19 protein-coding genes and 1 pseudogene are annotated in these 23808 nt (G+C 65.5%); 15 read left to right on the plus strand and 5 right to left on the minus strand.

Translation table 11 applies throughout. From position 1 onward, the window contains the following. Nucleotides 1-13 precede the first annotated feature (13 nt). The 5 genes from F812_RS0112970 to F812_RS0112990 all read left to right on the plus strand — a co-directional run bounded on the left by F812_RS0112970 (nt 14) and on the right by F812_RS0112990 (nt 4976). Nucleotides 14-484, plus strand: a complete 471-nt coding sequence (locus F812_RS0112970) for a glycine zipper 2TM domain-containing protein (RefSeq protein ID WP_026868106.1) — start codon at nt 14-16, stop codon at nt 482-484. A 255-nt stretch (nt 485-739) separates the two neighbouring features. Beyond that, on the plus strand, nt 740-1951 hold the full coding sequence (ccmI, locus tag F812_RS0112975; protein ID WP_020086415.1) for a c-type cytochrome biogenesis protein CcmI: 1212 nt from the start codon (nt 740-742) through the stop codon (nt 1949-1951). Next, nucleotides 1948-2418 carry a cytochrome c maturation protein CcmE gene (gene ccmE, locus F812_RS0112980; protein WP_026868107.1) on the plus strand — a complete coding sequence of 157 codons (471 nt, stop codon included), beginning with the start codon at nt 1948-1950 and terminating at the stop codon, nt 2416-2418. The genes ccmI and ccmE overlap by 4 nt, the downstream gene beginning before the upstream one ends. Nucleotides 2419-2451: 33 nt before the next feature. Then, nucleotides 2452-4437: a heme lyase CcmF/NrfE family subunit gene (locus tag F812_RS0112985; protein ID WP_020086417.1), complete on the plus strand. Its 1986-nt coding sequence runs from the start codon at nt 2452-2454 to the stop codon at nt 4435-4437. A gap of 8 nt (nt 4438-4445) precedes the next feature. Further along, nucleotides 4446-4976, plus strand: a complete 531-nt coding sequence (locus F812_RS0112990) for a cytochrome c-type biogenesis protein (protein ID WP_020086418.1) — start codon at nt 4446-4448, stop codon at nt 4974-4976. On the opposite strand, the gene F812_RS25520 is transcribed toward F812_RS0112990, so the two are convergent. Next, nucleotides 4973-6073: a peptidoglycan-binding protein gene (locus F812_RS25520; protein WP_198011193.1), complete on the minus strand. Its 1101-nt coding sequence runs from the start codon at nt 6071-6073 to the stop codon at nt 4973-4975. The two genes, F812_RS0112990 and F812_RS25520, sit on opposite strands and share 4 nt — an antisense overlap. 301 nt (nt 6074-6374) lie before the next feature. Here F812_RS25520 and F812_RS0113000 point away from each other — a divergent pair, with 301 nt between their 5' ends. The 7 genes from F812_RS0113000 to F812_RS0113030 all read left to right on the plus strand — a co-directional run bounded on the left by F812_RS0113000 (nt 6375) and on the right by F812_RS0113030 (nt 14933). Continuing rightward, on the plus strand, nt 6375-7901 hold the full coding sequence (locus F812_RS0113000) for a Do family serine endopeptidase (protein ID WP_020086420.1): 1527 nt from the start codon (nt 6375-6377) through the stop codon (nt 7899-7901). A gap of 125 nt (nt 7902-8026) precedes the next feature. Further along, nucleotides 8027-8707 carry a response regulator transcription factor gene (locus F812_RS0113005; protein WP_020086421.1) on the plus strand — a complete coding sequence of 227 codons (681 nt, stop codon included), beginning with the start codon at nt 8027-8029 and terminating at the stop codon, nt 8705-8707. Next, a complete protein-coding gene (locus F812_RS0113010) occupies nt 8691-10133 on the plus strand; it encodes a sensor histidine kinase (protein WP_020086422.1) in 1443 nt (480 codons plus the stop codon). Before F812_RS0113005 ends, F812_RS0113010 begins: the two co-directional genes overlap by 17 nt. A gap of 35 nt (nt 10134-10168) precedes the next feature. After that, nucleotides 10169-13117, plus strand: a complete 2949-nt coding sequence (locus F812_RS0113015) for a bifunctional [glutamine synthetase] adenylyltransferase/[glutamine synthetase]-adenylyl-L-tyrosine phosphorylase (protein ID WP_020086423.1) — start codon at nt 10169-10171, stop codon at nt 13115-13117. Nucleotides 13118-13248: 131 nt separating this feature from the next. Then, the gene (locus F812_RS0113020) at nt 13249-13854 is read left to right on the plus strand and encodes a sigma-70 family RNA polymerase sigma factor (protein ID WP_020086424.1); all 606 of its coding nucleotides are present in this window, start codon (nt 13249-13251) and stop codon (nt 13852-13854) included. 24 nt (nt 13855-13878) lie between these two features. Then, on the plus strand, nt 13879-14391 hold the full coding sequence (locus F812_RS25525) for a hypothetical protein (RefSeq protein WP_020086425.1): 513 nt from the start codon (nt 13879-13881) through the stop codon (nt 14389-14391). Next, nucleotides 14388-14933 (plus strand): periplasmic heavy metal sensor, encoded by a 546-nt coding sequence (locus F812_RS0113030; RefSeq protein WP_020086426.1) that lies wholly within the window; start codon nt 14388-14390, stop codon nt 14931-14933. The genes F812_RS25525 and F812_RS0113030 overlap by 4 nt, the downstream gene beginning before the upstream one ends. A gap of 89 nt (nt 14934-15022) precedes the next feature. Here the strand turns inward: F812_RS0113030 and F812_RS27130 are convergent, their stop codons facing one another. From F812_RS27130 to F812_RS0113050, 4 genes are all read right to left on the minus strand, one after another. Next, complete coding sequence (locus F812_RS27130) at nt 15023-16096, minus strand: sensor histidine kinase (protein ID WP_020086427.1); 1074 nt, start codon at nt 16094-16096, stop codon at nt 15023-15025. Between the two features lie 225 nt (nt 16097-16321). Next, a complete protein-coding gene (pepN, locus tag F812_RS0113040) occupies nt 16322-18979 on the minus strand; it encodes an aminopeptidase N (protein WP_020086428.1) in 2658 nt (885 codons plus the stop codon). 165 nt (nt 18980-19144) lie between these two features. Beyond that, nucleotides 19145-19744: an ABC transporter substrate-binding protein gene (locus F812_RS0113045; protein ID WP_020086429.1), complete on the minus strand. Its 600-nt coding sequence runs from the start codon at nt 19742-19744 to the stop codon at nt 19145-19147. A gap of 114 nt (nt 19745-19858) precedes the next feature. Then, entirely contained in the window at nt 19859-20401 is a 543-nt protein-coding gene (locus tag F812_RS0113050) for a hypothetical protein (protein ID WP_020086430.1), read from the minus strand. 315 nt (nt 20402-20716) lie between these two features. On the opposite strand from F812_RS0113050, the gene F812_RS0113055 reads away from it, so the two are divergent. From F812_RS0113055 to F812_RS0113065, 3 genes and pseudogenes are all read left to right on the plus strand, one after another. Next, on the plus strand, nt 20717-21730 hold the full coding sequence (locus F812_RS0113055) for an ArsR/SmtB family transcription factor (RefSeq protein ID WP_040498435.1): 1014 nt from the start codon (nt 20717-20719) through the stop codon (nt 21728-21730). After that, the gene (metF, locus tag F812_RS0113060) at nt 21727-22656 is read left to right on the plus strand and encodes a methylenetetrahydrofolate reductase [NAD(P)H] (RefSeq protein WP_020086432.1); all 930 of its coding nucleotides are present in this window, start codon (nt 21727-21729) and stop codon (nt 22654-22656) included. The genes F812_RS0113055 and metF overlap by 4 nt, the downstream gene beginning before the upstream one ends. Nucleotides 22657-22701: 45 nt before the next feature. Then, nucleotides 22702-23771: pseudogene (locus F812_RS0113065) on the plus strand (homocysteine S-methyltransferase family protein); the annotation flags it as partial. Between the last annotated feature and the right edge of the window lie 37 nt (nt 23772-23808).

A 23808-nucleotide genomic window follows, 5' to 3' on the forward strand; every position in this document is an offset into this window, starting at 1 on the left:
TACGGGGATCTTCATGCGCACACTTTGCGCTTCTGCGCTTCTGATGGTGTCGATCGGGCTCGCCGGCTGCGGACCTGAAGGTCCGAGCAAAGCCGATACCGGCATGGTTGTTGGCGCCGTTGCAGGCGGCATCCTCGGAAATCAGGTCGGAAAGGGCACCGGCAATATCGCAGCTACGGCCATTGGCGCCGTGGTCGGCGGCATCGTCGGCAGCGAGATCGGCCGCTCGATGGACGCCCAGGACCGCCGCCTCGCGCAGGACGCAGAGTATGAAGCGCTCGAGCGTGGCCAGTCGGGCGTTTCGCGCCAGTGGCGCAATCCGGACAACGGCCGTTATGGCGAGGTCGTCCCCAGCCGTCCCTACAAGCGTGGCGCGGTGGATTGCCGCGACTACACCCATAAGATCTTCATCGACGGCCGCCCGCAGTCCATGCGCGGAACGGCTTGCCGCAATCCGGATGGCACCTGGAGCAACGTGGGCTAAGGCCGGTGACCTGTCCGCGGTTCCTGAGGCGTGAGTCCCGAGGGAGTTGGGGCGCAGGGTGCTGAACTGAGTGCCCGCCCCCTTGTTTCCGCCTTCCGCAGCGCAGCAGAAAGGCCGTCCGGCGCCTGGGATTGCTCCTGAACAACGACCTGCGACCTTTAAATAACCCCAATACGCTGTCGGCCTCTTGTCAGCCTGACTCCTCACCCCTATTGAACCGGGGGACTTAGGACTAGAAGGCTTCTAAGGTTTTCGATGCTTCTTTGGGTTTGCTTCGCGATATTGACGGCGTCAGTGGTCGCTCTGCTGCTGAGACCGCTGCGTCAGACGCAAGTCGCGGTGGTCGAGCCGGCGGCAGCGGACCTTGCCGTCTATCGCGATCAATTGCGCGAGCTGGATGCGGAGCGTGATCGCGGCCTCGTCGTCGACAGCGAGATCGAAAGCGCACGCGCCGAGGTGGCGCGGCGCCTCATCAAGCGCGCAAGTGGCGAGGCGAGCGAGACCGCCGAAAGTGCCGACGATACCGCGAGCGTCAACCGGGCGCGCCGCATCTACGTCGCGATCACGGCTTTGCTCCCGGTCGTGGGGATCGGCCTCTATCTTTTGAGCGGCTCCCCGCATCTTCCCGATCATCCCTTCTCCGAGAGGCAGACCGCCGCCGGGACGGGCGGAGACGGCGCAAGCTCCATCGTCAATCTCATCGCCCAAGTCGAGCAGCGTCTCCGCGACCATCCCGAGGATGGCAGGGGCTGGGATGTGATCGCACCGATCTATCTGCGTCTCGGCCGCTATGCCGACGCGGCTCATGCCTTCGCGGAAGCCAATCGCCTGGAAGGCGAGACCGTGCGCCGTCTTCTCGGGTTCGCGGAGGCGACGCTCCTCGCTGAGAACGGCATCGTCACCGAGCCGGTGCGCAAGGCGGCGTTGCGCGTGCTCGAGCTCGATCCCGCCCGCATCGAGGTCCGCGTGTGGCTCACGCTCGCCAAGGAGCAGGACGGCGATCTCGCTGGTGCAGCGGCGGAGTATCGCGACATCCTCGACAAGGCACCGGCCGACGCCACATGGCGCTCTGCGGTTTCCGAACGGCTCGATCTCGTGAACAGGAAGCTAAAAGGGGAGAAGATCCCCGAAGAAGCACCTGCAGCGCAGGCTGCGCCCTCGGCGCCGCCCCCCGCGGCCAGCGGTGAAATGCCCGACGTCTCGGCCATGTCTCCCGCTGACCGGGATGCATTCGTCTTGAGCATGGTCAACCGGCTGGCTGACCGCCTCAAGGACAATGGTAAGGATCTCGAAGGATGGATCAGGCTCGCGCGGGCCTATAAGGTGCTAGGGCGCGAGAGTGACGCGCTTGCCGCGCTCGCGAGCGCCCGCGAGAATTTCGCCGGCGACCGCGCCTCTCTCGACGAGATCGACAAGTCCGAGCAGAACCTCGGGCTCCAGGGCAAAAAGCCGGAAAGTCCGAAATGACACGCAAACAACGGCGAGGAGTATTGATCGGGCTTGGCGTCGGCATCCTTTCGATCGCCGCCATCCTGATGCTCTTCGCATTCCGCCAGTCGATCGTGTTCTTTCACACGCCGAGCGATGTTGCCGAGCACAAGATCGCGCCCGGCGTCCGCTTTCGTCTCGGCGGCCTGGTCAAAGACGGCTCCGTCGAGCGCGGCACGGGTACGCGCGTCGGCTTCGACGTGACGGACACCTTCCAGAGCGTTCCGGTGACCTACGAGGGAATCCTGCCGGACCTGTTCCGCGAAGGGCAGGGCGTCGTGGCCGAAGGCGTGCTGGGCGCGGACGGACACTTCGTGGCCGATACCGTGCTCGCCAAGCACGACGAGACATACATGCCTCCGGAGGTCGCCAAGGCACTTCAGGAGAAGGGCGTGCAACTCGGCAAGGGCGCAACCCATCCCGGCGGTGAGACGGGAACCCAGTAGACCCAGAGCGCAGGACATGGGAGCGAGGATCACGTGATCATCGAGATTGGACACTTCGCGTTGATCCTGGCGCTGCTGGTGGCGGCAGCCCAGACTTTCATTCCGGCCTGGGGCGCAGCCAAGCGTGACGCGCGGCTGATGGCTTTCGGCGAGCCCGCCGCATTGAGCCAGGTCGGCCTCATTCTGATCGCGTTTCTGGCCCTTACGCACGCTTACGTGACGTCGGACTTCTCCGTCGCCAACGTGGCGGCGAACTCCCACTCGTCGAAGCCGCTGATCTATCGCATCTCCGGAGTGTGGGGGAACCACGAAGGCTCCATGCTGCTGTGGGTTCTGATCCTCGCGGTGTTCGGCGCTGCGGTCGCGCTGTTCGGAAACAACCTGCCGGCGACTTTGAGGGCGAATGTGCTCTCCGTGCAGAGCTCCATCGCTTTGGCGTTTCTCTTGTTCATCCTCATCACCTCCAATCCGTTCGAACGGCTTGATCCTGCGCCGTTGGATGGGCGCGGCCTGAACCCGATCCTCCAGGACCCGGCCCTCGCGTTCCATCCGCCCTTCCTCTACATGGGCTACGTTGGCTTCTCGCTCGCCTTCTCGTTTGCGATCGCGGCCCTGATCGAGGGCCGCACGGATGCCGCGTGGGCGCGCTGGGTGCGTCCGTGGACTCTGCTCGCCTGGATGTGTCTCACCATCGGCATCGCGATGGGATCGTGGTGGGCCTACTATGAGCTGGGCTGGGGCGGCTGGTGGTTCTGGGATCCGGTCGAGAACGCTTCTTTCATGCCCTGGCTCGCGGGCACCGCGCTGCTGCACTCCGCCCTCGTGATGGAGAAGCGCGAGGCGCTCAAGGTGTGGACCATCCTGCTCGCCATTCTCACCTTCTCGCTCTCGCTGATGGGCACCTTCCTCGTCCGCTCGGGCGTGCTCTCGTCGGTGCACGCCTTCGCGGTGGATCCTGGGCGCGGCGTGTTCGTTCTCTCCATCATGCTGCTGTTCACAGGCGGCGGACTGACACTGTTTGCTTATCGTGCGCGTGATCTCTCGCAGGGCGGAATCTTTTCTCCGATCTCGCGCGAAGGCAGCCTTGTGCTCAACAACGTGCTGCTGACGACGGCATGCGCGACGGTGTTCGTCGGCACGCTCTATCCGCTCGCGCTCGAGTCGCTCACGGGTGCCAAGATTTCGGTCGGCCCGCCTTACTTCAACATGACGTTCGTGCCGCTGATGTTCCCGCTGCTGCTCGCGCTTCCCCTCGGCCCGCTGCTCGCCTGGAAGCGCGCGGACCTCGCGGCCGCCATGGAACGCCTGATCGTCGCCGGCGTGCTCGCTCTCATCGTGATCGTAGTCTCGTTCGCCGCGACCGAGCGCGGGCCTTGGCTCGCGCCGTTCGGGTTTGCGATCGGCGTATGGGTGATGGCTGGCGCACTTTCGGAGACGGCCTTCCGCATCAAGCTCGGCAAGGCGCCGCTCTCGGAATCCTTCCGCCGCCTCGTCAATCTTCCGCGCGCCGCCGTCGGCACGATGCTCGCGCACTTCGGCGTCGGCCTGATGGTATGCGGGATCGTCGGAACCAGCGCCTACAAGAGCGAAGCCATCCTGCTGATGCGTCCGGGCGATCGCACCGAGATCGCGGGCTACGAGCTTGCGTTCCGCGGCGCCGCACCGTCCAAGGGACCGAACTACACGGAGACGCTCGGCGTATTCGACGTCACGCGCGGCGGCAGCCCCGTCACGCGCCTCGAGCCTTCGAAGCGCCTCTACGACGCCCCGCCTCAGCCCACGTCCGAAGCGGGTATCCATCCTTCGTGGCGCGGTGACCTCTACGCGGTGATCGGTGACCAGCAGCCCGATGGCGCGTTCGCGGTCCGGCTCTACTTCCACCCGCTCGTGCGCTTCATCTGGATCGGCGCGCTGATTATGTTCTTCGGTGGCGCGGTGTCCCTGTCGGACCGGCGCCTGCGCGTGGGAGCGCCCCAGCGGCGCTCCAGCCGCGCGCCTGTCGGCGTGCCCGCCGAGTGAGGATGGCCATGACTGCGAGATCGAAACGCTCGGCGCTTGTGGCTCTGCTCGGATGTCTTCTCCTGGCAGGAGCGGTCGCAACGCCGGTTGCTCCGGCTCGCGCGGTGACACCGCAGGAGATGCTGCCGGACAAGGCGCTCGAAGCGCGCGCCCGCGATATTTCGACGGGCCTCAGGTGCCTCGTCTGTCAGAACCAGTCGATCGACGATTCCGACGCCCCGCTCGCCCACGATCTTCGCGTCCTCGTGCGGGAGCGCCTTCAGGCCGGCGACACGGACGCTCAGGTCCGCGATTTCGTCGTCGCGCGCTACGGCGAGTTCGTGCTGTTGAAGCCGCCCTTCTCGGCCGAGACGGTGCTGCTCTGGCTCATGCCTCTCCTCGTGCTTCTGGGCGCAGTCGTCATCCTGCGCAATTCGTTCCGCGTCCCGCGGGAAGCGGCGGCGGCCACGTCGGGCAGAGAGCCGGTGGCGAAGCTCACGCCGGAGGAGCAGGCGGCGCTCGATGCGCTGCTGAAGAGCGACGAGCCGAAGACGTCCTAGCGCGGCAGCCGCGCCGTGCCGCCCGTCACGTTGTGCGATCCCACGCTGCCCGTCTCGACATCGGAAGGCGGCAGCCCAACCGGTCCGCGCCCGCGCCGTTGCGCATCGAGCGCGGCAAGACGCTTGAGAAGCGCGGCCGTCGCAAGCCCCGTCTCACCACGCCCCTCGGCGCGCTCGAACGCGCGAATGGCCGCGTTGAGCTTCCCCCCGTAGACCCCGTCGCGTGTGCCGCTGTCGTAGCCTTCCTGGGCGAGCAGCCGCTGCAGCTCCTTGAGGTCTCGCTTTTCGGCTAGGATCTCGGCGCGCACCAGCGCTTCCAGTGTTCCGCGGAACGCGGACGCGGCGACGGCGGTATTAGCCACCATTTCCGACTTGTACCGATGTACGACCTCGCCACGCTGCGTCAGAACCTTGGCCTGCAGGTAGGTGCCCACATTGATGCCGACCACCTCGGGACCCGCTGGTCCGTCGATGAGGAGCGGCGAGCCCGACGACGCGCCGCCGGTGTCGCACGTATGCAGGATGACGTGACCCGCATCAACGAAGTCCTTCGAGATTGCGGTCCAGTCCGCCCCGTTGAACGAGCGGCGAATGGCGCACGGTGCGCCGTAGGCCAGCTCCCAGTTTCCGAAATCGCGATGGTAGCTCACCTGGTAGACGCGCTGGGCCGCGGACAGCTTCACCAGCTCGCTCTCGGGCTGCCGGCTGATGGGGAGGGCGTGGCCCTTGCAGATCGGCTCCCGCATGCGCAGCAGCGCCCAGTCGCTCGCCGCATCGATCGGCGGATTGACCCGAAGTTTGAGCGAGCCGGCCGCGACGTGCTGGGCTTCGGCGCCGCGCTCCGATCCCGCGATGCGCGAGCTTGCGCCGGGGCCGTTGAGCGGCTGCAGGCGGAACTCGAAGCCCTGGAGACGAAGCGGACGTTCGTCCGCGGTGCGGAACAGGCAGTGCCCGGCCGTCGCGACGACATCCTCGCCCACACAGAATGCGGTGCACACGGAGTGGGAGCGGCCTTCGTAGAGCAGCCCGATCGATGATCTGAGCCCCGACCGTGCGGCGGGAAGAGCAACACGATCGTCCGTCCCAAAAACTGCCACCCGATGGAGGGCGCTCGCCCGCGGTGTCTCGAAACGAAAAAGCGGCCCGGCTGAAGCGGTTGACGCACCTGCGAAGCCGTATGCGATCCCCGCGATGAAGAGCCCCATACGCACCCCCGAGAGCGCGCTGCTCGGGCGCGTCGGGTGGGCAGTGCTCACGGCGAAAAGCGGGGAAATTTGCCTCATTACCAACTCTTAACGTACCCGAAAGGCAGCCGTAAGGCCGAAGGGACTACCTCTGCCATGGACACTAACTTCAGCGCTTTCCAAGCGGAGGACTTGAATGGTTATTTCCGGTGACATGATGTCCGGAGCAAAGAGCGGGCCAAAGTCTTATGGCACCGGACGCCGGTTTGCGCACGCAACCGTCGGCGCGTTGGCGTCTACGGCTATCCTGTTGGGCAGCCTGGCGACGACGCCCGCCTTGGCGCAGCTCGCGCCCGACGCACCCAGCGTCGAGACGCCCTTCGGCCGCGCGCCGCTGAGCTTCGCCGACATCATCGAGAAGGTGAAGCCGTCGGTGGTCTCGATCTCGGTCGTGGCTGGCGGCACCAAGGTTGCCAAGGGCGGCAAGGGTATGCCCGAAGGCTTCCCCGACATTCCCGAGGACAGCCCCTTCTACGAGTTCTTCAAGAACCTGCCGAAGGAGTTCCGTAACATGCCCCAGCAGCAGCGCCCCACGCAGGCGCAGGGCTCGGGCTTCGTCATCTCGGCTGATGGCTACGTGGTGACCAATAACCATGTCGTCGACGGCGCGACCAAGATCCAGGTGAGCTTCGACGATCAGGAGAAGATGGACGCCGAGCTCGTCGGCACCGATCCGCGCACCGATATCGCGCTCCTCAAGCTCAAGTCGACGAAGACGTTCCCGTTCGTCAAGTTCACGGACAAGCCGGGCCGCGTCGGCGACTGGGCGCTTGCCGTCGGTAACCCGTTTGGCCTCGGCGGCACCGTGACGGCCGGCATCGTGTCGGCACTCGGCCGCGACATCGGCTCGGGTCCCTATGACTTCATCCAGATCGACGCCGCGGTGAACAAGGGCAACTCTGGTGGCCCGACCTTCAACCTCAACGGCGAGGTTATCGGTGTGAACACCGCGATCTTCAGCCCCTCGGGCGGCAACGTCGGCATCGCCTTCGCTGTGCCTGCTCGCACGGCTCTGGACGTGATCGCTCAGCTCAAGAAGAGCGGCACGGTGAGCCGCGGCTGGCTCGGCGTGAAGATCCAGAACGTCGATGAAGACACCGCAGCCGCCATTGGCCTCACGGAAGCCAAGGGTGCGCTCGTGAGCGAGGTGACGCCCAACGGTCCCGCTTCCTCGTCCGGCCTCAAGGTCCAGGATGCGATCCTCCAGGTCAACAGCGACAAGATCTCCGATAGCCGTGATCTTGCCCGCAAGATCGCCGACTACGCACCCGACACCACCGTCGACGTGAAGGTCTGGCGCTCCAACAAGGAGGAGACCGTCAAGGTGCGCCTCGGCAAGTTCCCGGGCTCGGCAGACGAGATCGCCAAGCTCGAGCAGGGTAAGTCTGCGGACGATCTGTCGGGCACCGAGCTCGACCAGCTCGGCCTGACGCTCGCTCCCCCGCGCAGCGGCACCGAGGGTGTGGCTGTCACCGAGGTCGATCCCGAGTCGGATGCCGCCGAGAAGGGCATCAAGGCGGGTGACATCATCCTCGAGGTCGGCGGCTCGACCGTGTCCGGTCCGTCGGATGTGGCCGACGGCGTGAAGAAGGCCAAGGAACTCGGCCGCAAGGCGGTGATGCTCTACATCAAGTCGGCGGATCAGCGGCGCATCGTGCCGATCCAGCTCAAGAAAGGCTGAACCGCCGATCAAGGCTAACGCAAAGTGAGGCGGCCCGGCTCTTGAGGAACCGGGCCGCCTCGATGTATCTGACAAGAGAGAATGCGGGCGCGGGACGGCGCGCGCCAAGGGAAGCGAGGCGGCCAATGCGCGTGCTGGTGATCGAGGATGACCGCGAAACAGCGCATTTCCTGCAGAAGTCGCTGAAGGAGAGCGGGCATTCGGCCGATGTCGCGGGCGACGGCGAGGCCGGCCTCGAGATGGCGCAGGGCGGAACCTACGACATCCTGATCGTCGACCGAATGCTGCCGCGCCTCGATGGCCTCACGGTGGTGAAGACGCTGCGCACGGAAGGTTGCCGTACGCCGGTCCTGATTCTCTCCGCGCTGGGCGATGTGGACGATCGCGTGAAGGGCCTCCGCGCCGGTGGCGACGACTATCTCACGAAGCCGTATGCCTACACCGAGCTGCTCGCGCGCATCGAGGCCCTGGGCCGGCGCGCCGTACCCGAGGAGCAGGAGACGCGCTACGCCGTCGGCGACCTCGTGCTCGATCGCCTGTCCCACCGCGTGACGCGCGCGGGTGAGCCGATCCAGCTTCAGCCGCGCGAATATCGCCTGCTCGAATACCTCATGAAGAATGCAGGCCAGGTGGTGACGCGCACCATGCTGCTCGAGAACGTGTGGGACTATCACTTCGACCCGCAAACCAACGTCATCGACGTTCACGTCTCCCGGCTGAGATCCAAGATCGACAAGGGCTTCGACAGGCCATTGCTGCACACCGTCCGCGGCGCGGGATACATGGTCCGTGACGGCGCTCTCTGACATCGTCGTCAGAACGATGTCGACGCAGGCGTTCCGGCTTGCGGCGGCGAGCGCGGCTGCTTTCATGGTCGTCTCCGCGCTCATCGTCGGCACACTGTTCTGGCAGACCAACACGCTTCTGACGGAGCATGTCGTCGAGGAGCTGCGCAGCGAGGCGGCCGAGCTTGCGCGCGAAGCTGCCGCCAACGATCCCCACGCGCTCGCCGAGCGCATCCGGCTTCGCAGCTTCCCCGAAAGCACCAGCCTCTATTTCCTGTCGGACGCATCCGGCGCCAAGCTCGCGGGAAATCTCCGCAGCCTGCCGCCGATCCCCGAGCGCCCCAGCGGCGGCGTCGTGAACTATGCGCGCGACGGGGATGCGCCAGGCGTCGAGCGCTTGGGAGTCGTCATTCCCGTGGCGGCCGGTTCCGGCTTGCGCCTCTTCGTCGGCCGCGACATCGGCGATCAGCTCGCCCTTGCGGCGCGCATCAAACGCACGTTCCTCTGGGGCTTCGGAGCGCTTGCTCTCGCCGCGATCGTCGCGGGGCTTGCTGTCGGGCGGTCCGTGCTGCGCAGGATCGAGGTGATCAACGCGACGACGCGCTCCATCATGGCCGGCGATCTGTCGCGACGCATTCCCGTTGCCGGCAACAGCGACGAGTTGGACGAGCTTTCCCAGAGCCTGAACGGCATGCTCGACCGCATCGAGCAGCTCATGAACGGCCTGCGTGAGGTGTCCGACAACATTGCGCACGATCTCAAGACGCCGCTCAACCGCCTGCGCAACAGCGCGGAAGCTGCCCTTCGCGATGGGCGCGGCGGAGAGGCTTACCGCGAAGGCCTCGAATCCACGATCGAGAAGGCCGACGATCTGATCAAGACCTTCAACGCTCTGCTGCTCATCGCCCGGCTGGAGGCAGGCGTGGTCGAGGAGAGTGCGGAGGTGTTCGACCTGGGGCGCCTCGTGCGCGACGTGGCCGAGCTTTACGAGCCGGTGGCCGAGGAGGCGGGCCTCGCCCTCACGATCCAAGCGGAGGACGGCATCATGATCCGCGCCAACCGCCAGCTCGTGGGTCAGGCTGTCGCCAATCTCGCCGACAACGCAATCAAGTATTCCGCCCGCGCCGCTCAGGGTCTGGTGCCCGCCATTGTCGAGGTCAAGGCGGGTAAAAGCGGCGGACTGGCCGAGATCTCCGTCGCCGACCGGGGACCCGGTATCGAGGCCAAGGACCGCGACCGGGCGCTCAGGCGCTTCGTGCGGCTGGAAAAAAGCCGGACGCAGCCGGGGACCGGCCTTGGTCTGAGCCTGGTGGCGGCCGTCGCGCGCCTGCATAACGGTGCTGTCCGTCTCGAAGATAATGATCCGGGCCTGCGGGTCGTGGTAACCCTGCCGGTGGTGTCCCAGGAGAGGGACAAACTGATAAAAAGCGAGCAGGGGGCGGTCTGATCCCCGAGTTCGCGGGAAGAAGCGGGGGAGAAGGCATGGCAGGCGACAGCGCAGCCAAAGGCACTTTGCTGGAGCGCCTCGGTACGTCGAAACGGCGCCCCCAGGACCCCGCGGGCGGCGCCAGCCTCGATCCTCTGCTGCAAGACTGGCGGCGGGACGAAGCGCTCGCAAACCTTGTCGCCTTGCTCGAAAGCGAGCCGGTCCGTCCGTGGATGGCCGGGATCGTCGCGGGCTCGTCCTACCTCCGCACGGAGATCGCGCGCAGTCCCGAGCGTTTGGAGAGAATCCTCCGCTCCAATCCGGAGCAGCATTTCGCCTCCTTGTCAGCCGGACTTGCCGAGCGGCTTCTGACGCTCGATGCGATGCCGGAGGCTATGACCGCATTGCGGACCTACAAGTCCGAGGTGGCGCTGCTCACCGCCCTCTGCGATCTCGCAGGCGTGTGGAGCGTGATGGAGGTGACGCGCGTTCTCTCCGAAACCGCCGACGCTGCATTGCAGGGCGCTGTGCGCTTTCTCTTCCGCCAGGCTGTCGCCAAGGGCGACTGGATCTCCGACGACAAGCAGACCCCGGATGTGACGTCGGGCTACATGGTGCTCGGAGTAGGCAAATACGGCGCCCACGAGCTCAACTATTCGAGCGACATCGATCTCATCATCTTCTACGAGCGCCAGCGGGCGCGCTTGAAGGAAGGCGTGGAGCCGTCGACGTTCTTCGTGCGTCTGACGCGCGACCTCGTGCGGCTGATCGACGAGCGCACGGCGGCTGGCTACGTGTTCCGGACCGACCTGAGGCTGAGGCCCGATGCGGGCGCGACGCAGATCGCGCTCTCGACCGATGCGGCCGCTCTCTACTACGAGAGCTTCGGGCAGAACTGGGAGCGTGCCGCGCTGATCAAGGCGCGAGCCGTCGCCGGAGACATCGAAGCAGGAGAGGGCTTCCTGGCGGAACTAGCCCCCTTCATCTGGCGTCGTAATCTGGACTTCGCGGCCATTGCCGACATCCACGCGATGAAGCGGCAGATCCATGCGTTTCGCGGCTTCGGCGGCATCGGCGTTGCGGGCCATAACATCAAGCTCGGTCCCGGCGGTATTCGCGAGATCGAGTTCTTCGTGCAGACCCAGCAGCTCATCGCGGGTGGGCGCCAGCGCAATCTGCGCACGCGCCGCACGCTCGAAGCGTTACGCGTGCTCGTCGACAACGGGTGGATAGAGAAGGCGATCGCCGATGAGCTGACGGAGGCCTACCTCTATCTTCGCTGGATCGAGCACCGCTTGCAGATGGTTGCAGACGAGCAGACGCAAGAGGTGCCGAAGGACGACGCGCGTCTCGAAAGCTTCGCGCGGTTTGCGGGATATGCGAGCCTTGCGGAGTTCTCGAACGAGCTGCTGTCCGTGTTGGAGCGGGTGCAGGGCCACTACGCGCGCCTGTTCGAGGGGATGCCGGAGCTGAGCTCGGGCGGCGAGAACCTCGTGTTCGCCGGCGAGACCGACGATCCGGGTACGGTCGCGGCCCTCTCGAAGATGGGGTATGCGCGGCCGGGAGACGTGCTCGCCGCAATTCGCGGCTGGCATCACGGGCGCTATCCGGCAGTCCGCTCGCCGCGTGCGCGCGAGCTTCTGACGGAGGTGCAGCCGGTACTCGTCAAAGCCTTTGCTGCCACCGCCGATCCCGATCGCGCGATCGCTGCGTTCGACAGGTTCCTGGCCGAGCTGCCGGGTGGCGTGCAGCTCTTCTCGCTGCTCAAGGCCAATCCTGCGCTGATGCGGCTGGTGGCCGACATCATGGGCACCGCGCCGCGCCTCTCACGCATCCTGTCCCGCCGCCGCCGTCTGCTCGACGCAGTGATCGATCCCAGGACGTTCGCCAAGCTTCCCGATGCGGATGAGCTCGACCGGCTGATCGCCGCGGAGCTCGCCACCGCGCGCGACGCCCAGGATGTGCTCGACCGCGCCCGCGTGGTGGGCAGCGAGCAGGCTTTTCTCATCGGCGTAAAGGTGCTCTCGGGCTCCATCAACGCGAGCGAGGCGGGCAACGCTTACGCACTTCTGGCCGAGCGGCTGATCGCGGCGCTGGCGGAGGACGTGGAGAAGGAGCTGGAGCGGGCGCACGGACACGTTCCCGGCGGCGGTGCCGTGGTCGTCGCGATGGGCAAGCTCGGCGGACGCGAGATGACGGCCTCCTCCGATCTCGATCTCATTGTGATCTATGACTTCGACCCCTCGGCCATCCAGTCCGACGGCGCCAAGCCCTTGGCGCCGAGCCAATACTATTCCCGCTACACGCAGCGCCTCATCTCGCATCTCTCCGCGCCCACGGCGGAAGGCACGCTCTACGAGGTGGACATGCGTCTCCGGCCGTCCGGGCAGAAGGGGCCGGTCGCCGCCCAGTTCTCGACGTTCCGCGAATATCAGGCGACCGAGGCGTGGACCTGGGAGCACCTGGCGCTCACCCGGGCCCGCGTCATCACGGGGCCCCCCGAGCTATGCCGGAAGGTGGAGGCGGCCATCCGCGACACCCTCATGCGGCGGCGCGACCGGGCCGTGATCGCGAAGGACGTGATCGACATGCGCGCGCGCATCGCCGCGGAGAAGGGAACCGACAACATCTGGGACCTGAAGCAGGTGAGGGGCGGGCTTGTGGACCTCGAGTTCATCGCTCAGCATCTGCAACTCATCCACGGGGCGGACCACCCCGAGGTGCTGGATCAGAACACGCTGGCCGCCTACCAGAAGCTCGCGGCGGCGAACCTCATCCCGGCCGCCAAGGCCGACAGCCTCATTGCAGCCACGCGCCTCATTCACAACCTCACCCAAGTGCTAAGGCTTTGTATTGAGGAAGCTTTCGACCCCGGGACCGCACCTGTCGGCCTCAAGGCGCTGCTGGCGCGGGCCGGTGACGCGCCCGATCTCACGGCACTCGAGCGCCAGTTGCGAGAGACATTGGCCGGGGTTGAGGTACAGTTTTCCGAGCTGATTGCATAAGTCGCGACGGAATCCGCCGGTTCCCCCCGTTTTCGCTGATGAAACCATCTGCGGAGCGGGTGTCGGTGCTACGACCCAGCGGACATACGAGACGCGACGGTGTGAAACTGAGGTCGGGGCCACAAGGACCGATGGGGACGACACCGGGAGCGAATGTACGGACGGGGCCGTGGCCGGATGCGCCCGAGGACCGCGTGCTGCTGACGCGCGTGGCTCGCCAGGACCGTCAGGCTTTCCGTATTCTCGTGGATCGCCACCTCGCTTCGATCGTGACGCTCGCCCGGCGCATGTTGAAGGACGAGGCGGAGGCGGACGACATCGCCCAGGAAGCCCTATTGAGGCTCTGGCGTGCTGGAGAAACCCTCGAGCTCGGTCCCCATGGGCTCCGCCCCTGGCTGAGGCGCGTAACGTCGAACCTGTGCCTCGACCGCATCCGGTCGTCGAGGCGGACCGTGGTGACAGACGAGGTGCCGGAAGTGGCCGAGGAGCCGAGCCAGCAGGTGGGCCTTGAGGAGCAGGATCTCGCCAAGCGTGTCGGCGAGGCCATGAATGCGCTCCCCGAACGGCAACGGCGCGCGCTGACGCTGTTCCACCACGAAGGCTTGAGCCAGTCCGAGGTGGGAGAGGTGCTCGGCGTTTCAGACGAGGCGGTGGAGTCGCTCCTGGCGCGTGCGCGCCGCGCGCTGCGCGCCAGCCTGGAGAAAGATTGGAAAAGTTTGCTGCAAAGCGAGAGTTGAAGTTTCGAGCCTGGGACAACGGCTATGACCGAGAAGATCACGACAGGAGGAGCGAGCCTCGACGCTTTCGAGGACGTCCTCGAGCGCTTTGGGAGCGACCGCACGCGCTGGCCCGCGCCGGTGCGCAGGAATTTTGCCGGACTGCTCGCCGAGAGCCCTGAGGCGCGGGAGCGCCTGCGCCAGGCCGAAGCGCTGGACCGGCTGCTCGATCTCGCGCCCGAGCCTGCGTTCGATACGCGCGCTCTTGCGGATCGCATTCTCGCCGCAGCCGAGGCCGAGACGCCGGCGGCCGCGCGCGCGCCTGCCCGCTCGCGGTGGTCGGTGTTCGAACGCCGTCCCGCCCCAACGCACGAAGCGCAATGGCCGGCAGCCGCATTGCTCGCGGCTTCGCTCGTGCTCGGCGGTTTCTTCGGGCTTTCCGGCACCTTCGACACCGCGGTGGAGCCGCTGGTGGCCAGCACGTCTTACGAGATCGACCCCGGCCAGATTGCGCTCGACAGCGACGCGATCAGCCTGTTTGAGGAGGATACATTGTGAGCGACGTCTCTCAGTCGGGAGCGGGGTCTGCGGGCACGGGATCGCGGCGCTTGAAGATCGCGTTGATCGCCTCGCTGGCGCTCAACCTGCTGATCCTCGGCATCGTGGGCGGCACCATGTATGGGTTCAAGAACCATCCGCCGCGCCATGGACAGGGACGCGGAGAGGACTTCGGCCTGATGGGGCTTACGCGCGTTCTTCCTCCCGAGCGGCGCAAGGAGATCCGCAAGCAGCTCAAGGAAGATCGCGTTACGCTGCGCCCGCTGATGGACGACATCGGCGTCGCACGCCGCGACGCGGCCGATAAGCTCGCCGCCGAGCCGTTCGATCGCGCGGCCCTGGAAACGGCCATCGCTACGGTCGCCGAGAAGGAGCGCGCGCTGCGTCAGGCCGCCGTGCAGGTGTTCCTCGGACATGCCGGCACACTGACCACCGAGGAACGCCGTATGCTGGCCGACTGGTGGCGTAAGAAGAGCGAGCCCTTCCGCCGCGGCAAGGATGCCAAAAAGGACGAGAAAGAAGCGCCGCCTCCGCCTGAGTAGCGCCGCGCAATCGAAGCTCGGCGCTCGCGGAGGAACTTTCCGTACGAGAGCTTGAAAGTCCGGCGCGCTTTCGGCAGCGCTCGCTGCCGTCAGCAGAGATGTGCGGCGGCCTGCTCTACGGGCTGAAGGCCTGGCAGACGGAAGAAATCGTTCTGGGCCGCGCAGCGCAGAACCGTGAGCGCACGCCACGTCGAGAACGGATCGTCGACCTCGACGAGAGCAGCGCCATGCAGCTCGAGGAGCGCGCGGGCGAGGCAGATCGGCAGCGACGCCTGCTGAACGCTCACCTCATCCGGGCGGCCACGCAGGAAAATCTCGATCTGGGCGAGATCGCCGTCCACCGTCGCGACGAGGCCCACCACCCCACGTGCATCGGAGCGGCGAACCGCCTCTGCAAAGAGATTGATCAGGATTTGGCGCATCGGCCGGCTGTCCACCAGAACTTCCAGGCCATCAGGAATCTCGGCTTCGAGCACGAGACCGTTGCTGAGATCGGAGTGGAAGGCCCAGGCATCCTGCACCATGGCACGAAGGTCGACGCCGGTGTCGAGCCCGGCACTCGGATCGTGATCGAGCAGGCAGGTGATGGCGAGGGTGTCCTCGGCGGATTTCAGGAGGTCGCGGCCGCAGTCGCGGATGTGGCGCGCATATTCGCGGTAGCGCGGATGGCCGACGGGTCCAAGCAACTCGGACTGCATCACGTCGGAAAAGCCGATGACGGCGTTGAGGGGCGTGCGCAACTCGTGGCTGACGCGGGCGATCAGATCACCCCAGGGATGACCGCGTGCCGCAGACATCTGGCTGAGCCGCGCGGCTGCGCGGGCAAGGCCCGAGAGTTCGAAGGAATTCGGATCGAGCGCGATGCGCTCCCCCATGAAGGGCAGCGGGGAGGGCGAGGCCCCGCTGCCCAGAACCGAGGGAGAGAGATCGGCTGATTGGGAGACGTGCTGTGTACCGCCGGCATCGGCCGTGGGCGCGGCCGCCAGGCGGGGCAGTGAAAGAACGGCAAGTGTAACGGCTAGACCGGTAAGCAGGATCGTGAGCGTGGATACTGGAATGGGATGCACAACAGCCATGGCAAGCGCACCGGCCTGAAGAAGGGCCATCGCCTGAAGCAGACGCACGAGACCTGGTCCGGTCACGCTACGAATCAAAGCCGCCATTACGGGGGCTGCGTGCCCCTCGGAAAGGGCGGCATCCCGAAGGACAGACTCGTCTCGTGGACAGGCGGACAAGGTCCCAGCCATCCTAGTCTCCAGTGCGAATTTTCGTGCTTTGCGCAATCGGGGAATCTGCCGGTACGCCGGCGAATCACCAGCCTAGTTCACCGATTCGCGAGTCCCCTGTCGAGGGAGATTAAATGAGCGCAATCAGAGTTTTCAGAGGTGTTACTGATCGAGCATCTTGGACACGATCTCGAACACGTCCCGGGAGAGATTGGGAGTACGCGCAACCCCTTGAAGAGCTTGGCGCGCAAGGCCCCGGCGGCCGGTTTCGAGGGCGTGCCAGGTTCGGAAAGCGGCCAGCATCCGCGCGGCGATCGAGGGGTTGAAACGGTCGATCGCGAGCACCTGTTTCGCCACGAAGTCGTAGCCTGCGCCATCGGGCCTATGGAACTGCACTTGGTTCTGCATCGCGAAGGTGCCGATCAGGGCGCGCACCTTGTTGGGCGCCGTCAGACTGAAGAGGGGATGACGGGTCAGCGCCTTCACGTGGCTGATCGCCGGACGGAGCGTGTGCTGCGCCTGGGCGGCGAACCATGTGTCGATCACCAGATGGTCGCCCTTCCAGCGGTCGTAGAAGCGTGCGAGCGCTTTCTCACGCAGCGGATGAGAGCCCGAAGCCAGCAGCATGAGCGCGTGCTGCTCGTCGGTCATGTTGCCGGCCTTGAAGAAATGATCCGCGAGCCGGCCCTCGTCGTCGGCCGTACCGCGCGCCGTGAGCAACGTGAGCGCCGCATTGCGCAACGCGCGCCGCCCTGCGCTCTGCGCACTGGGCGAGAACGTCTTCTCGGGCTTCATCTCCTTGTAGATGTCTTCGAGCAGCGAGCCGATCGTCGAGCCGGTGAGCTTGGCGAGCTGGCGATGCGCGCGGAAGATCAAGCCCGGATCCACGTTGCGCCCGATGACGCGCGCGATGTCCGCTTGGCTCGGCAGCTTGAGCAGCTCGGCGCGATAGGCGGGCTCATGATCCGAGAGGCCCACAGCGATGCCGAGCGCCTTGACGAATCCGGTCGCGCGGGCCGCAGGCTTCTCGCCTTTGCGCAGCGACTTCACCATGTCGATGAGCGTTCGCGTCGCGTAGGTGTTTGCAGCCTGCCACCTGTTGAACAGGTCGCGATCGTGCGCCATCAGGAATTCGAGATCACGATCGGACAGGTTCATCGTGACGTTCACCGGCGCCGAGAAGCCACGCAGGATCGAAGGCACAGGCGCGGAGGGCACCTCGTCGAACCGGAACGTCTGCGCGCGCCGCGTGAGGTGAAGCACGCCGTCGTCGATGGTCTCGCCCGTATCGAGCTTGAGCGGGATCTCGTCGCCGTTGGCGCCGATGAGCCCGATGCGAACCGGGATGTGCAGCGGCTTTTTCTTGCTCTCGCCCGGTGTCGGAGGCAGCACCTGCTCGATCTTGAGATCGGCCTTGCGCTTCGCCTTGTCGTAAGAGAGCGAGCACACGAGCTCCGGTGTGCCGGCCTGGGAGTACCAGAGCTTGAAGTGGGAAAGGTCGCGCCCTGACGCGTCCTCGAACGAGGAGAGAAAATCCTCGATGGTGGCGGCTTCGCCGTCGTGGCGCTCGAAGTAGAGATCCATGCCGCGGCGGAAATCCTCGCGCCCCAGAATGGTCTCGATCATCCGCACTAGCTCGGCGCCCTTCTCGTAGACGGTGGCCGTGTAGAAGTTGTTGATCTCGATGTAGGACTCGGGCCGCACCGGATGCGCGAGCGGGCCCGCATCCTCGGTGAACTGCGCGGCACGCAGAAGCCGCACGTCGAGGATGCGCTGCACCGTGGCCGAGCGCTCGTCGGCCGAGAACTCCTGGTCGCGGTAGACCGTGAGCCCTTCCTTGAGGCAGAGCTGGAACCAGTCGCGGCAGGTGATGCGGTTGCCGGTCCAGTTGTGGAAGTACTCGTGGGCGACGACGCTCTCGATGGATTCGAAGTTTGCGTCCGTTGCGGTCTCGGGCGAAGCGAGGATCAGCCGGTCGTTGAAGATGTTGAGCCCCTTGTTCTCCATCGCGCCCATGTTGAAGTCCGACACGGCGACGATGTTGAACACGTCGAGATCGTACTCGCGCCCGAAGCGCGTCTCGTCCCACCGCATGGAGCGCTTGAGCGAATCCATCGCCCATTCCGCGCGCGCTTCCTTCCCGTGCTCGACGTAGATCTTGAGATCGACCTTACGGCCCGACTGCGTCTTGAAGGTCGAGGCGATGTGCCCGAGGTCACCGCCGACCAGGGCGAACAGGTAAGAGGGCTTGGGGTGCGGATCCTGCCACACCGCGAAATGGCGCGCCCCGCGCGCGAGCTTGCCGCGATCGACAGGATTGCCGTTCGCGAGAAGGATCGGTGCAAGCTCCGTATCGGCCTCGATGCGGCAGGTGTAGGTGGAGAGCACGTCCGGCCGGTCGGGGAAGAAGGTGATGCGCCGGAAGCCCTCGGCCTCGCACTGGGTGCAGAACACGCCGCGCGAGCGATAGAGGCCCTGCAGCGCCTTGTTTGCCTCCGGGTTGATGAAGGTTTGCAGCTCGAGAGAGAACGGACGGCTCGGCACCTTGGGAATGGTGAGCGAGGTCTCGTCGAGCGCGTACTCGGCGGGTGAAAGCGGCTTGCCGTCGATGGCGATCGTCCCGAGCTCGAGCTGCTCCCCGTCGAGCACCAGCGGCTTGCCCGCAGGTGTGTCGGCTGCAGGGTTGCGCCGGATCTGGAGGCGCGCCTTCACCTCGGTCCGCTCGGGGTCGAGCGCGAAGTCGAGATCCACGTGATCGACGAGATAGGCTGGCGGACGATAGTCCTTGAGACGGCGGGGGCGAGGGGTGTCGATCTTCATGGCATCTCCGGGACAGCAAAGGCCGGCGGAACGCGGACCAGGGGCCGCAACGCCGGAATCATCGCCTAGCGTTGGAGCTTAGCCCGACTTTGCCCTGGGATGCCAAGTTGAAGAGTGATGCCAAGCCGAAGAACGATGCCGAGAGACGAACGCGCGCGCGTCTCCTCACCGGTTGAGCGCAATCACCAGCGTCTTGGGGTTGCCGCCGTTCTCCGAGATGAAGTTCTGGAACAGGGTGTTCAGGAACGACGTCATCTCGAAGCCGATGATCTCGGCGTCGCGGACCTTGAACACGCCGCCACGGCGCACGAGGCGCCAGCGTACGTCATAGGTCTCTCCGCTCTTCAGCGTCACGCGGCTGTCGACGTAGATCCCGGCCGCGGTCTCCTTGGTCTGTCCGACCATGATCGCCTTGGCCACCGGATACTTCGGCGCCTCCTTGGCGGCATAGCGGGCGATGAAGCTGATCATGCCGTTGTAGTAGGCCGGGCGATCGGCCTTGGGCAGCGTCTGGGCGTAGGAGCCGAGCGCGGTGAGGCCGATGGTGGGCACGTCAGCGTGGCTGCGTATGGTGGTGGCGAAGTCGGCTTCGGAACCGGTACGCGAGGCCGCGACGAGCTGGTTGGCCACGCGCTGCATGTAAGCCGCCGGCGATTCCGCTGCGGCCGTGAGCGTGCCTGCTATCAGCAACGCAACCGAGAGAGCTGCTGCCCGGAGGTTGAATGCGCTCTGCCCCAGGGGCAAGCGCTGGCGAACCGTCGTCATCGAAACCTAGCTCCCGCTATATCGGGCATGGCCGAAATACCCTCCGTGGGGCTCGACCGACCACTTTCCCCTCATTCAGCACGTGCACGCGATCTAGTCAAAGCCTTGGCAACCCTAGATTTGGGCCGCTGCAAGTTGAGGCCGAGGCTCTGAGAGATGGAAGAACCCGTGCAATGGCGCGAAGCTAGCGGCCTCCCGCGACGGAATTTCGGCAAGTTTGAGCTGCCCGGACACGGAATCGACCGCCTCCTGCGAAATCCGGGGCGAGGCGTACAAAATCACGGATTTCGAAGGGCTTGCGTGCACGAGGACCAACTCGTGGCGGACACCCGACAGCGAGGAGCGCACCCGATTTGTGACGCCGGCATACGCCGAGACCGGCTCGATCCAGGAGCGAATGCCAAAAAGCCCGCGCTCCGAGGCCGTTACGAAGCCGTTCTCGATGCTGATCAGGCGCCGCCGGAATGAGCCTCTCGCAAGGAACAGCAGGGGCCAGCCGAAAATCCAGCCGAGCGCGACGAGGGCGAGGCCGAGGTGAAGCGCCAGCATGGGCCGCGCAACAAGCACCGCGCGCGCCGCAGGATCGGATGCGAGCTTTGCGAGCACGAGCCAGAACGGCGTGAGCAGCGCGATCAGAATGGGGCACAAGACCGCCATCAGCACGAACCGTCCAGACCCCTCGGCGGACTGCTCGAATGTGAGAGGAAGGAGAGGAGCGGGCGGAGAGGATTGGGAAACAGAAGAAATGGATGTGTCGGATGCCGCGCCGTGCATGAAGTCCCGCCCCCCAGGATTCCAAAAGTCGTCGAGAGCGCAACCATAGGGCGAACCCCTTACGACATGGTTACTGAAATCTTGATAGGCCCCTCTCTGTGTGCAGTTTTGGAGCAAGATCCAGCTCCCAGGCGCCGAAATCGATCTTGACATATAAACATATCTTTATATGTTTCCGCGAAACAGATGGCGGAAGCGATGACAGGGACGCTCGATACGCAAGAGTTGGTCACCGCGCTCAAGGCGGCAGCCGAGGCGACGCGTCTGCGCATCCTGCTGCTGCTGGCCGCGGGCGAGCTTAACGTCAAGGACCTGACGCAGATCCTGGGGCAGAGCCAGCCCCGGATCAGCCGGCATTTGAAGCTTCTGGCGGAGGCCGGGCTGATCGAACGCTTCCGCGAGGGAAGCTGGGTCTACTTCCACGTCTCCGAGCGCTCCGAGGGCGGCCGCCTCGTCCGGCGCATCCTCGACACCGTCGATACGCGCGATCCCGTCCTCCGCCGCGACAGCGAGCGCGCCGACTCCCTGAAGCGCGAGCGTGAGGCTGCTGCCCAAACCTACTTCCAGGAGCACGCGGCCGACTGGGACCGTATCCGCGCCCTCTATGTGTCGGATGCAGCCGTGGAAGCGGCCATTACGTCGGCGCTCGCTGGCCCGCCGTTCAAGCTCTTCGTCGATCTCGGAACCGGAACGGGCCGTATGCTCGAGGTGTTCGCGGATCGCTACGAGCGCGGGATCGGCCTCGACGTCAACAAGTCCATGCTCGCCTACGCGAGCAGCAAGCTCAACACGTCGGGCCTCTCGCGTGCGGAAGTCCGCCACGGCGATATCTACGACCTCTCTTTGCCCGACGGCGTGGCGGACGGCGTCGTCATCCATCAGGTGCTGCACTACCTGTCGGAGCCCGCGCACGCCATTCGCGAGGCGGCCCGCATTCTGGCGCCCGGCGGGCGCCTTCTGATCGTCGACTTCGCCCCGCACGGCATCGAAAGCCTGCGCGAGGAGCACGCCCACGAGCGTCTCGGCTTCGAGCAGGAGCAGGTCACTGCTTGGCTTGCCGAGCAGGGCCTCGCCGGCATCGAGGTGCGCAACCTCGAGCCCGAGCAAGGCGACGATCGCCAGCAGCTCACCGTCTCGCTTTGGCTCGCGCGCAGGCCCGAAGCGGTCGCAGCGGAATCTAAACCTCAAAAACTGGAACGGATCGGCTCATGACGCCCCCAGCCAACGAAAGAAAAAGCCGTCTGCTCGGCGCTGGCGAGATCGAAGTCTCGTTCGAGTTCTTCCCGCCCAAGACGGAGAAGATGGAGGAGACCCTGTGGGCCGCCATCAACCGTCTGGCGCCGCTGTGTCCGGAGTTCGTATCGGTCACCTACGGCGCGGGCGGCTCGACGCGCGAGCGCACGCACGCCACCGTCGCGCGCATCATCAAGGAGACGGCGCTGCGTCCGGCCGCCCATCTCACCTGCGTCGATGCTACGCGCGAGGAGGTGGATGCCGTCGCCCGCGCCTATTGGGATGCGGGTGTCCGCCATATCGTGGCTTTGCGCGGCGATCCGGCTGGCGGCGTCGGCCAGCGCTACACGCCGACCCCGGGCGGCTACGTGAATGCGGCCGATCTCGTCGCCGGTCTCAAGAAGATCGCCAACTTCGAGATTTCCGTGGGTGGCTATCCCGAGAAGCACCCCGAAAGCCCCTCGCTCCAGGCCGACATCGACAACCTGAAGGCCAAGGTAGACGCGGGCGCCGATCGCATCATCACGCAGTTCGGGTTCGACAATACGCATTACCTGCGCTTTCTCGAGCGCGCCCGGGCCGCAGGCATCTGGGTTCCGATCACGCCCGGCATCGTTCCGATCCACAACTTCCGCCAGGTCGCGGGTTTTGCGATCAGGACAGGCGCCAGCGTGCCGGCCTGGCTCGCGCGCCGCTTCGAAGGCTTGGACGAGGATCCGGCGACCACCCACCTCGTCGCGGCTGCCGTCGCAACCGAGCAGGTGATGGACCTCGTGGATCAGGGCATCAAGACCTTCCACTTCTACACGCTGAACCGTGCCGATCTCGTCTACGCCATCTGCCATTTGCTCGGCCTCAGGCCGCTCAAGGTGGCGCCATTGGAGCAGCGCAAGGCGCAAGCCTGACCCGATCCGCCTTTCGTCAATCGAACACGAACTCGAGTTGAGACCATGAAGACAATCGAAAGCGCCAAAGCCCTCGAAAAGGCCGCCTCAGAGCGCATCCTGATCATCGACGGAGCCATGGGCACCATGATCCAGCGCCACAAGCTGGACGAGGCCGGCTACCGCGGCGAGCGTTTCAAGGACTGGGAGCGCGACGTCAAAGGCAACAACGACCTTCTGGTGCTCACGCAGCCGAAGATCATCCAGGACATCCACGAGCAGTATCTCGCGGCCGGCGCCGACATCATCGAGACCAATACGTTCAACGCGCAGCGCATCTCCATGGCGGACTATGGCATGGAGCACCTCTCTTATGAGATCAACGTCGCGGCGGCCAAGCTTGCCCGCGCGGCTGCCGACAAATACACGAAGCTCACGCCGGACAAGCCTCGCTTCGTCGCAGGTGCCGTCGGCCCGACCAACAGAACCGCGTCGATCTCACCCGATGTGAACAATCCGGGTTTCCGCAACGTCACGTTCGACGAGCTGCGCGACGCCTACAAGGAGCAGGTGCGCGCGCTGATCGAAGGCGGAAGCGACATCATTCTGATCGAAACGATCTTCGACACGCTGAACGCGAAGGCTGCGGGCCTTGCCACTCTCGAAGCCTTCGACGAGATGGGCGTGACGCTGCCGATCATGATCTCGGGCACCATCACAGACCGCTCGGGCCGCACGCTTTCAGGACAGACCGCCGAAGCCTTCTGGTATTCCATGCGCCACCTGAAGCCGTTCTCGATCGGCCTCAACTGCGCGCTGGGCGCGGAGCTGATGCGCCCCTATCTCGCGGAGCTTTCGCACGTGGCTGACGTGCGCATCTCGGCCTATCCCAACGCAGGATTGCCGAATGCGATGGGCGGTTACGATGAGACGCCCGAGGACATGGCCTGTGCAACTGAGCCGTGGGCCGAGGACGGGCTCATCAACATCATCGGCGGGTGCTGCGGATCGACGCCCGATCACATCAGCCACATCGCCGAGCACGTCGCGAAGTTTCCGCCGCGTAAGATTCCCGAGATCGCGCCCAAGATGCGCCTCTCCGGCCTCGAGCCCTTCGTGCATGGGTAAGGTCCGCGTTCCCCGGCGCGAGATGAAACGCACTGAATAAAAAAT

Origin of the sequence: Hyphomicrobium zavarzinii ATCC 27496, from assembly GCF_000383415.1 — a bacterium.
In the GTDB taxonomy this organism is placed as follows: Bacteria; Pseudomonadota; Alphaproteobacteria; order Rhizobiales; family Hyphomicrobiaceae; genus Hyphomicrobium_C; species Hyphomicrobium_C zavarzinii.

What these genes read in the sequence shown, in the direction of transcription:
- F812_RS0113055 (WP_040498435.1), top strand. Translation starts at nt 20,717, where the DNA reads ATGACAGGGACGCTCGATACGCAAGAGTTGGTCACCGCGCTCAAGGCG.
- F812_RS0113015 (WP_020086423.1), top strand. Translation starts at nt 10,169, where the DNA reads ATGGCAGGCGACAGCGCAGCCAAAGGCACTTTGCTGGAGCGCCTCGGT.
- F812_RS0113050 (WP_020086430.1), bottom strand. Translation starts at nt 20,401, where the DNA reads ATGGCGGTCTTGTGCCCCATTCTGATCGCGCTGCTCACGCCGTTCTGG.
- F812_RS0112970 (WP_026868106.1), top strand. Translation starts at nt 14, where the DNA reads ATGCGCACACTTTGCGCTTCTGCGCTTCTGATGGTGTCGATCGGGCTC.
- F812_RS0113045 (WP_020086429.1), bottom strand. Translation starts at nt 19,744, where the DNA reads ATGACGACGGTTCGCCAGCGCTTGCCCCTGGGGCAGAGCGCATTCAAC.
- F812_RS25525 (WP_020086425.1), top strand. Translation starts at nt 13,879, where the DNA reads ATGACCGAGAAGATCACGACAGGAGGAGCGAGCCTCGACGCTTTCGAG.
- F812_RS0113005 (WP_020086421.1), top strand. Translation starts at nt 8,027, where the DNA reads ATGCGCGTGCTGGTGATCGAGGATGACCGCGAAACAGCGCATTTCCTG.
- F812_RS0112990 (WP_020086418.1), top strand. Translation starts at nt 4,446, where the DNA reads ATGACTGCGAGATCGAAACGCTCGGCGCTTGTGGCTCTGCTCGGATGT.
- metF (WP_020086432.1), top strand. Translation starts at nt 21,727, where the DNA reads ATGACGCCCCCAGCCAACGAAAGAAAAAGCCGTCTGCTCGGCGCTGGC.
- F812_RS0113000 (WP_020086420.1), top strand. Translation starts at nt 6,375, where the DNA reads ATGATGTCCGGAGCAAAGAGCGGGCCAAAGTCTTATGGCACCGGACGC.
- ccmE (WP_026868107.1), top strand. Translation starts at nt 1,948, where the DNA reads ATGACACGCAAACAACGGCGAGGAGTATTGATCGGGCTTGGCGTCGGC.
- F812_RS27130 (WP_020086427.1), bottom strand. Translation starts at nt 16,096, where the DNA reads ATGGCGGCTTTGATTCGTAGCGTGACCGGACCAGGTCTCGTGCGTCTG.
- pepN (WP_020086428.1), bottom strand. Translation starts at nt 18,979, where the DNA reads ATGAAGATCGACACCCCTCGCCCCCGCCGTCTCAAGGACTATCGTCCG.
- ccmI (WP_020086415.1), top strand. Translation starts at nt 740, where the DNA reads ATGCTTCTTTGGGTTTGCTTCGCGATATTGACGGCGTCAGTGGTCGCT.
- F812_RS0113020 (WP_020086424.1), top strand. Translation starts at nt 13,249, where the DNA reads ATGGGGACGACACCGGGAGCGAATGTACGGACGGGGCCGTGGCCGGAT.